The organism is Alkalibacillus haloalkaliphilus C5 (genome assembly GCF_000269905.1).
GTDB classification, from domain to species: Bacteria; Bacillota; Bacilli; order Bacillales; family Alkalibacillaceae; genus Alkalibacillus; species Alkalibacillus haloalkaliphilus_A.
The window spans coordinates 1-8,346 of sequence record NZ_AKIF01000131.1; the positions used below are offsets into that span (position 1 = coordinate 1).

The following is an 8,346-nucleotide window of genomic DNA, read 5'->3' on the forward strand; positions in this document are numbered from 1 at the left end:
TCATTCCTTTAATAGAAAAAGACGATGAACTTCATGTCGTATTTGAAGTACGCTCTAAATACATGAGACGCCAACCAGGTGAAGTCTGTTTCCCTGGTGGAAAAGTAGATCAAGATGACTTAAACACATCTGAGACAGCTGTAAGAGAGCTATGTGAAGAGTTAGGCATTTTAGAAGGGCAAGTTAATAACGTGGAATACCTTGGACTTCTTGTTACTCCATTTCGTCTTAGCGTAAGTGCCTACACGGGATTCATTGCACTTGATGCTGAAGAAGAGTTTCAACCTAATCCATTGGAAGTAGATTCAATCTTCACTGTTCCTTTATCTTTCTTCTTGGAAAACAAACCTGAAGTCCATTACATAGACGTTGAAATTAAACCAGATGACAACTTTCCTTATGATGATATTCCAAACGGTGAATCTTATGAAGTACAAAAAGTACAGTATGAGGAGCATTTTTATTACTATGAAGACTATGTCATTTGGGGATTAACGGCTAGAATCTTGAATGATTTCATCACCATTATTAAAGGAGATAGGACTTAACCCTATCTCCTTTTTATCTAAAAAACCAATCTTGTTTTCTCCTTTTTCTAATGAATAACACTACAATGGTTATTAATGTTGCTAACAAAGACATCGCAACCAAAAAAACATTACTTTCCCCTTCATTACTTTGGTTTGCTGTTCCCATAGCCATTTGTGCATCTTTTGGGTCAGGCTCTTTATTTAATTCTTCTTGTGTCTTCAATTGTTTCTCTAACAACACTTCTTCTTCTTCATTAAAAACACTTAACACTCCACCATCATCGATTTCCTTCTCCCAATTATTATCTGTTTCAGAGGTGAAATAGATAGGTTCTTCTAACTCATATTCTTGTCCATTTTCATCATAAAGAATTTCGCCTTCTTCAAGTTTATTAGTTTCAAAGTTGTCAAAGCCATAATCAATTAATTTCCTTGTGTCATTATAAGCATGATTGGCAGATGGAGAGTTTAATGTAACGACGACTAAATCAATTTGATCATCTTCATGAGTTGCTGTTGTTACTAGGGTATAACCAGACTTTCGAACAAACCCATTTTTCACACCCGTAACTTCATCATACTGTCTAACCATCTGGTGGTGATTATAGATCGTTGTCTCCCAACCTTCAGTTTCCCACTCAAACTCAGTCATCGCGACAATATCTCGGAATTTCTCATTATCCATAGCATATTGTGTGATCTTTGCCATATCGCTTGCAGTCGTATATTGGTTTTCGTCAAATAAGCCATGTGGATTTGTGAAATTAGTATCACTTACACCGACAACATCATTCACAAACTCATTCATTAACTCTGAAAACTCTTCTTCGCTACCAGCAATATGCTCAGCAATCGCAGCAGAGGCATCATTACCAGAATTAATAAGCATGCCTTTCACTAATTTACGTAACTCAACCTCTTCATCCTCTAACAAATATACACTTGTCCCGATGACTTCAGTTGCACCCTCACTAATCGTCACTTTATCATCAAGCTCACCTTGCTCAATAGCTATAATCCCGGTAATAATTTTAGTAATACTAGCCGGATACATTTGTTGCTGGCTACTTTTGTCATACAACACTTCACCACTAGACTGATCAATTAATATAGCTGATTCGCTATACAGATCTATGTCTTGAACGTGCGCATACGTAGAAGATGGAGTTGTGACTACTAACATTAATGCTAAAACAATTATTATACTAAAACACAATCTATTTATAAGCATATGAGCATTCCTCATTTTTGTAATCGTAATTATTTCGCTTTATTAATTTTACCAAATCAAAATATGTATAAATACTAATAAAAGATTACAATTATATTTCATTTAGTTAAAGTGTTGCCCTTTTATAGGTAAAAACTAACAAAAAAGAAGCCGACCCCACTTAAGGTCAGCTTCCTCGTTAGCATATTAAGATAACACTGGTTCTTTTACTACACTTTTAACACTTTCTTCAATAATCTCTAAGCCTTTTTTCAAGTCTGCTTCTTCTATTGTAATAGCAGGGAACAGCTTAAACACTTCATCGTCTGGACCTGCTGTTTCCATAATTAATCCTAGTTCAAAGGCTTTTTCGGCAACTTTCTCAGCTAGTTCTTTTTCGCCACAAGCGATTCCTACCATTAATCCTCGACCGCGTACTTCACCTTTTAGTTCAGAGTAGTTTTCAACGATTTTCTGCAAGTATTCATGAGTGATCTCTGCTTTATGCTTAACACTCTTTTCTAACTTATCATCTTTCCAGTAGTCTAAAGCAGCTGTTGCTGTAATGAATGCATGGTTATTTCCTCGGAAAGTACCGTTATGTTCACCTGGTGCCCAAATATCTAGATCTGGTCTTAACAACGTGATAGCAAACGGCACACCGTAACCACTTAAAGACTTAGACATACAAACGATATCTGGTGTAATACCCGCTTCTTCAAAGCTGAAGAATGAACCTGTACGGCCAACACCCGCTTGGACGTCATCGATAATTAACAAGATATCCCAACGCTTACAAATAGATTCTAATCTTTGTAACCATTCTTTACTAGCAACGTTAATGCCACCTTCACCTTGGACAGTCTCAGCAATCATAGCTGCAGGTAGGTCGACTCCGCTACCACCATTTTCTAAGAAACGCTCTAAATAATCTAAAGTATCTGCAGAATCCATAAAACGATCATAAGGCATTGTAACAGAGTGTTTAACGGAACCCCTGCACCTCTACGTTTAGCGGCATTTCCTGTTACTGATAAAGAGCCAATTGTCATACCGTGGAAACCATTAGTAAAGCTAATAACATCTGTACGCCCTGTTACTTTACGCGCTAATTTTAATGCACTTTCAACGGTATTTGTTCCAGTTGGTCCTGGGAACATGATTTTATAATCAAAACCTCTTGGCTTTAAAATCACTTCATTAAATTGCTCAATAAATTGCCCTTTAGCTGTTGTAGCTTTGTCTAATGAATGTGTAATCCCATCATTTGTTATATAATCAATCAATGCTTCTTTCATTTTCGGATCGTTGTGACCATAATTTAATGCACCAGCACCTGAGAAGAAGTCAAGGTATTCATTTCCATCTTCATCCCACATCTTAGAGCCTTTTGCTTCATTAAATACTGTTGGAAAGCTTCTGCAATAACTACGAACCTCTGATTCATGTTTTTCAAAAACTTTCATGTCTGTTTTATTCAAAATTTATCCTCCTCAAAATTACCCCTAAGGGTATTATAATCTAAACACTATTATTAGGTGTTACTTTTTAATTTTTAAATTATTTTTCGATTGGTCCAATTAAAAAGCTTAACTCTTCTTCATGTTCATCACTTGGGAATAACTCTTCAGGAAAGCACTCTGACACTTCACATTTCGTGCCAAGATTACGCGCAAATCCTTTAAATAACGATTGGGATGCTTTATTTGATGGAGTCACTGTCGCTTGTAAAAAGCGCACATCTCGACAAGATTCCCGTTGTATTAATTCGTTTAAAATTCTAGATGCTAGTCCTTTTCCTCTTTGTGACGCATCAACTCCGATTTGCCAAACGAATACAACATCTTGCCTCTCTGGAGGTATAAATGCGGTAACAAACCCGACAACCTTATTGTCTTCTTTAGCGACAACACATGTCTCTGCAAAATGTTCACACATCATAATATACTTATAAGCTGAATTTTGATCTAAACTTGAATTATTTACTAACTCCCACATTTCTGAACCATCTTCTACAGTCGGCTTCTCAAAAGTGACCGTATCTAATGGACTTAAAGTAGCTGTTTGACTATTAATGTTAAATGCTCCCTTCATTTTTGGTTAACGATTGTTTCCATTTATTATGTTAACGAGCGGAGCAAATTTTATCAAACGACTTAGAAAGTGATTAACAAGCATACAACTATCTTATTGTTGATGTCGTTAATTAAGAGTTACGAACTTAATGAATGCTACAGTATTGTATGTATTTCTCTAATTTATTAAGAATTTAGTCTTTTTTACCATTTAATTTTTTGATGATTTTAAAATTTGCATTAAAAAAGAGAAGGATTACCCTTCTCTTTTACTGATTCTTCTTAAAGGATTGAGGTGATTCCTCCATCCAACCATACTTAATTAAAATTTTTGCCCCTTCATGCGCATAGCTAAATATGTCTTTCATTAAAATAGACATACGCGTCGGTATATCATTTCTTAAACTAAATGAAGTCCCTAAAGAACTACCACCTATTGAAAATCCACAAAATAAGTTAACACAATAAAGCATTAGCTTATCGGAGAACGGTGCCACAGAAGAGGTTGTAACATTCCCGCCTTCCGTTCCAGGAACTTGGATATACCCATCTTCTAGAAACTTACTTAAATCATCCACGATGTTTTTAGCAAGCTTTACACCTTTATCAAAATATTTTCTTACCTCTTGCTCTTCAGCACATTGTGCAAACCCCTTAATCATCTGTAACCCGATCTTATTAGATTCAATGCCATGGTACAGATGAGCCAACTCAACTGTACTTAAAGGCCTCTTGTCACTAAAAGGGTTTAATCCACTTAAGTAATTTGTATTACTAACATATTCTACGGTCTTTTCAACAGCAACATAGGGACTCTTAGCTATTAAACCCTTCTTTAGTAAATACTGTGTACAGTCATCATAACATTGTTGCGTAATAACCGATAGTTCTCTATAAAACTGTGTAATATCCTCTCTGTATGACATTGATAAGTTTAAAGTGTGCATTCCTGTACTAATTTCTTTGATTAAGCGTAAGAACATAATGTCAAACCCATTGTCATAAAGCTTTGGAACGTCTTCGTTAACATCTACACCAGTAAAACCAGTTGGTATAGGCAGATTTTCTTCTTGAAAAATGGTGACAATCTTTTCAGCATAAGGTTCTATTTTTTCGTGTATATTTACCATTATATCTTTAGCTTCTTGGTCGTCCGCTTTTTTAATAAAATACTCTAACATTCTAAGAGCCATAGTTTTTTGCTGATAGGTCATCCATAATGTACCGATTTCTGATGAAACTAAACCAGGAGTTTGTGGCATTAGAAGAGTCCTCCATCATTTCTTATAATCATCTTTTATTATGAGCACTGTTTGTTAATTCATACACTTTTTGTATAGAAATTACCTACTCGCTAATAAGCTATAAAAATTAAATTGTTCTGACACATCTTTCAACTGACCATAAACATAACACTTAGATATGTTTAAACATGCTCTAATTAGGTTATGTGATATGTATAAGACATTTCGAGGAGGGATCGTAAATGAACTTAATGCGTGCAAAAGAAATTAAAGATGACCCTAACATGAAGAATGTCGTTTACAAAGGAAAGTATGTCTACATCGACGAAGTTAATGATGACAAACAAAAGGCGATCATTCACTACTTAAAAGAAAGTGGTACAAAGTTCGAAGTAGATGTCACTAAGTTAGAAGAAGAGTGATTAAAAAGGCGAACGCAAAATGAATGCGTTCGCCTTAACATTTATAAATCAGCACCATATATAGCAACAAATTGCTGGCTTAAAGCAAATTGGTTCCCGTCCCATGCTAACGTATTTAACACATAACCTAATGCATCAGCATTATAACGCCCTGCGATTCTTTGATAAACTAAAAGTTCATACACACCATCCATATCAAAATCTACTGGGTATAAACCACTCAATGGATTTACCCATCCTTCAATCGGTTCTAATAAGTTTCCATTTTCATCATATATTTCATTTAAGTATTGTGGATCACGGTCGGATAGATCTATGACATATTGCTGTTGGTTCACTTCACTCACAACACGGACCTTCGCATCATCTTCATAATTCACAGTATATTGATAGTAGTTATTATACACATTACTATTAAAAATAAGGTTAAAACGATTATGAGCGAAAGAATAAATAAACTCATTCATAATACCACCACTGCCACCCGTTGCAACACTAATCATAATTTCGTCTAAACCATCACCCGTGAAGTCACCTAAAAATAGAGTGGGATTATAACCAACACTGTCGACTAGAGGTGTACTGTAAAGCTCATGCGTGACACCATCTTGAATAACAAGTGTTATGTTTTGTATAAATGGGCTATCTTGGGTTTGGTAGCCGACTAAAAATACTTCATCCAATACACCATCGCCATTCACATCACCATGTGCTGAATCAATAAGTTCAATCGCTTTTCTTACATCATAATAGTACATAACAATCCCCTTCGTTACCTTTTTCTAATATGTTATGGGCAAACGTGGAAAATGGAACTTGTCCATACTAAATTATAAAAGGCTCCCCATCACCATACCGATGACAGATAATGCAATGATGTGAAATCCAACAGCAATAAAGTATACTTTTAATGAACTTCCCGTATTTTCACCAAGTCCAAAGACAAAGTCCTTTGCATACGCCAACGCAACTAATACACCAACTAGTAACCCTATATACAATCCCTCAAATGGTGTGTTTGCCTCTGACCACTGTAAAATAAAATACAATATGCTCACCGTAAGAAAGGTTGCTAACGATAACACATCATACCGTGGTGTTTTAAACTCTTGAATGTTTAAATAGTTTATCCATAAATGTCCTAGCACTTTAGGTGAATAGTAAACCATCCCTAAAACCATATAAATAATGATCCCCAATATAATAGCTAACAGCATTCTTTCACCTCTAATTTAAAATATATGTTACCCATTATATTCGACTAATTGAAAACCACTCCCTGCTAAACTGTATAAAAAAAACCTATCCTCGACTCTTTAGTCAAGAATAGGCTCGTTATTAATCAAATGCTGGAATGGAAGTCTCTTCGTAATTTTCTTCTAAGAAATCACGAACTTCGTCACTCGTCATCGCCTCGGCTAACTTTTGAATAGCCTCTGAATCTTCATTGTCTTCACGAGCAATTAACGTAATCGCAAAGTCATTGTCTTCGCCTTCCGTTAGTAAAGCGTCAGCAGTTGGTGTTAGGCCTAATGGCTCTGCATAAGCAGGTGTCATTAGCACGGCATCAACATCGTCGTAAGCTCTTGCTAACATTAATAAGTCAACTTCTTCAAAGTTAAAGTCATGAGGGTTCTCTTCGATATCAGATAAACGGTAATGCGGGTTATCTGTTTCACCTAACGTAATGACACCATGGTCATCTAATAACCTTAATGAACGGTCTAAATTGGTCATATCATTGGCAACAGCTAGTGTTGCACCATCTGGAATTTCTTCCATAGCATCATAATCTTTAGCATATACACCGTAATTTGCATAATAAATTGGCTGGATTGGTGTTAGGTTCGAGTCATTGTTGCGATTATATTCTTCCATGTACGGCACGTGTTGGAAGAAGTTTGCGTCAACTTCACCTTCAGCTAATGCATCGTTAGGTTGTACATTATCACTTAACTCTACAATCTCCAGCTCAATACCTTCTTCAGCTAATTGCTCTTGAGCAATTTCAAGAATATCTAGCATCGGAGGAATTAAAGAAGCAACTTCTAATGTTTGATTTTCTGTTTGTTCTTCTGCATCATCAGCTCCGCCACATGCAGCTAATATCAATAACAAGATTGTCATTGGAATAAGTAATTTTTTCATGTTATGTCTCTCCTATCTTTATCAAGTTTTCTAGCAGCCGTTATTCCCGTGAATTGAATTAACTGTACGAGTATAACCATGATGAAAATCATATAAAACATTAAATCAGTTCTAAATTGTTGGTAACCGTAACGGATCGCAAAGTCACCGATTCCTCCGCCACCAACAACTCCCATAATTGTTGAGTAAGATATAAAACTAATCGTCGATGTCGTCAATCCAAGCACTAAACCTGAGCGCGCTTCAACATATAAAAATTTAAAAATAATTTCCTTCACCGAAGCCCCCATTGAAATGGCCGCTTCCATAACCCCTTTTGGAATATCCAGTAACGACTGTTCAACTAAACGGGAGTAATGTGCAATCGCAATAACAGTTAACGGAACAGTCGCTGCTGCTGTTCCAATTGCTGTCCCGATAATTAAACGGGTAAAAGGAATCATGAATACAACGAGTAACAAGAATGGAAACGATCTAATGACGTTAACGAGTAAGTTTAATGAAGAAAATACAGCTTGGTTTTCTAGTATTTGATCTTTACGACATAAGTATAAAAAAGTCCCTAGCGGTAAGCCAACCAATACAGCAGCTAATATTGAGAAACCAACCATAATAAAAGTTTCACCAATCGACTGCCATATTTCAGCTTGGTACTCGACTAACACTTCAGGCATGAGGTTCACCACCATGAGTGAGACGTTCAACGAAACCTTGAGC

At 36.0% G+C, this 8,346-nt stretch carries 9 protein-coding genes and 1 pseudogene; 2 read left to right on the forward strand and 8 right to left on the reverse strand.

The features are described from left to right. On the forward strand, positions 1 to 548 hold a 548-nt coding region (locus A194_RS0112480), incomplete at its 5' end, for an NUDIX hydrolase (protein ID WP_017187167.1). Between the two features lie 13 nt (positions 549 to 561). Here the strand turns inward: A194_RS0112480 and A194_RS0112485 are convergent. From A194_RS0112485 to A194_RS0112500, 4 genes and pseudogenes are all read right to left on the reverse strand, one after another. Continuing rightward, positions 562 to 1,761, reverse strand: coding sequence for a D-alanyl-D-alanine carboxypeptidase family protein (locus tag A194_RS0112485; protein WP_017187168.1), 1,200 nt, complete (start codon positions 1,759 to 1,761; stop codon positions 562 to 564). A 186-nt stretch (positions 1,762 to 1,947) separates the two neighbouring features. Next, positions 1,948 to 3,221 (reverse strand): annotated as a pseudogene (ectB, locus tag A194_RS18395) (diaminobutyrate--2-oxoglutarate transaminase). 79 nt (positions 3,222 to 3,300) lie between these two features. After that, on the reverse strand, positions 3,301 to 3,834 hold the full coding sequence (gene ectA / locus A194_RS0112495) for a diaminobutyrate acetyltransferase (protein WP_017187169.1): 534 nt from the start codon (positions 3,832 to 3,834) through the stop codon (positions 3,301 to 3,303). Between the two features lie 250 nt (positions 3,835 to 4,084). Continuing rightward, positions 4,085 to 5,077 (reverse strand): DUF3231 family protein, encoded by a 993-nt coding sequence (locus A194_RS0112500; protein ID WP_017187170.1) that lies wholly within the window; start codon positions 5,075 to 5,077, stop codon positions 4,085 to 4,087. Positions 5,078 to 5,301: 224 nt separating this feature from the next. Between A194_RS0112500 and A194_RS0112505 the strand changes: the two genes are divergently transcribed. Beyond that, complete coding sequence (locus A194_RS0112505) at positions 5,302 to 5,481, forward strand: H-type small acid-soluble spore protein (RefSeq protein WP_017187171.1); 180 nt, start codon at positions 5,302 to 5,304, stop codon at positions 5,479 to 5,481. A 41-nt stretch (positions 5,482 to 5,522) separates the two neighbouring features. On the opposite strand, the gene A194_RS0112510 is transcribed toward A194_RS0112505, so the two are convergent. From A194_RS0112510 to A194_RS0112525, 4 genes are all read right to left on the reverse strand, one after another. After that, positions 5,523 to 6,239: a hypothetical protein gene (locus tag A194_RS0112510; RefSeq protein ID WP_017187172.1), complete on the reverse strand. Its 717-nt coding sequence runs from the start codon at positions 6,237 to 6,239 to the stop codon at positions 5,523 to 5,525. A 72-nt stretch (positions 6,240 to 6,311) separates the two neighbouring features. Then, positions 6,312 to 6,698 (reverse strand): DUF1761 domain-containing protein, encoded by a 387-nt coding sequence (locus tag A194_RS0112515; protein ID WP_017187173.1) that lies wholly within the window; start codon positions 6,696 to 6,698, stop codon positions 6,312 to 6,314. A gap of 121 nt (positions 6,699 to 6,819) precedes the next feature. Beyond that, the gene (locus A194_RS0112520; RefSeq protein ID WP_017187174.1) at positions 6,820 to 7,629 is read right to left on the reverse strand and encodes a MetQ/NlpA family ABC transporter substrate-binding protein; all 810 of its coding nucleotides are present in this window, start codon (positions 7,627 to 7,629) and stop codon (positions 6,820 to 6,822) included. Further along, entirely contained in the window at positions 7,626 to 8,303 is a 678-nt protein-coding gene (locus A194_RS0112525) for a methionine ABC transporter permease (RefSeq protein ID WP_017187175.1), read from the reverse strand. The genes A194_RS0112520 and A194_RS0112525 overlap by 4 nt, the downstream gene beginning before the upstream one ends. Positions 8,304 to 8,346 lie beyond the last annotated feature (43 nt).

Bases quoted from the DNA above. Each gene is read 5' to 3' on its own strand.
- A194_RS0112485 (WP_017187168.1), bottom strand. From the start codon at position 1,761: ATGCTTATAAATAGATTGTGTTTTAGTATAATAATTGTTTTAGCATTA.
- A194_RS0112520 (WP_017187174.1), bottom strand. From the start codon at position 7,629: ATGAAAAAATTACTTATTCCAATGACAATCTTGTTATTGATATTAGCT.
- ectA (WP_017187169.1), bottom strand. From the start codon at position 3,834: ATGAAGGGAGCATTTAACATTAATAGTCAAACAGCTACTTTAAGTCCA.
- A194_RS0112510 (WP_017187172.1), bottom strand. From the start codon at position 6,239: ATGTACTATTATGATGTAAGAAAAGCGATTGAACTTATTGATTCAGCA.
- A194_RS0112500 (WP_017187170.1), bottom strand. From the start codon at position 5,077: ATGCCACAAACTCCTGGTTTAGTTTCATCAGAAATCGGTACATTATGG.
- A194_RS0112515 (WP_017187173.1), bottom strand. From the start codon at position 6,698: ATGCTGTTAGCTATTATATTGGGGATCATTATTTATATGGTTTTAGGG.
- A194_RS0112525 (WP_017187175.1), bottom strand. From the start codon at position 8,303: ATGCCTGAAGTGTTAGTCGAGTACCAAGCTGAAATATGGCAGTCGATT.
- A194_RS0112505 (WP_017187171.1), top strand. From the start codon at position 5,302: ATGAACTTAATGCGTGCAAAAGAAATTAAAGATGACCCTAACATGAAG.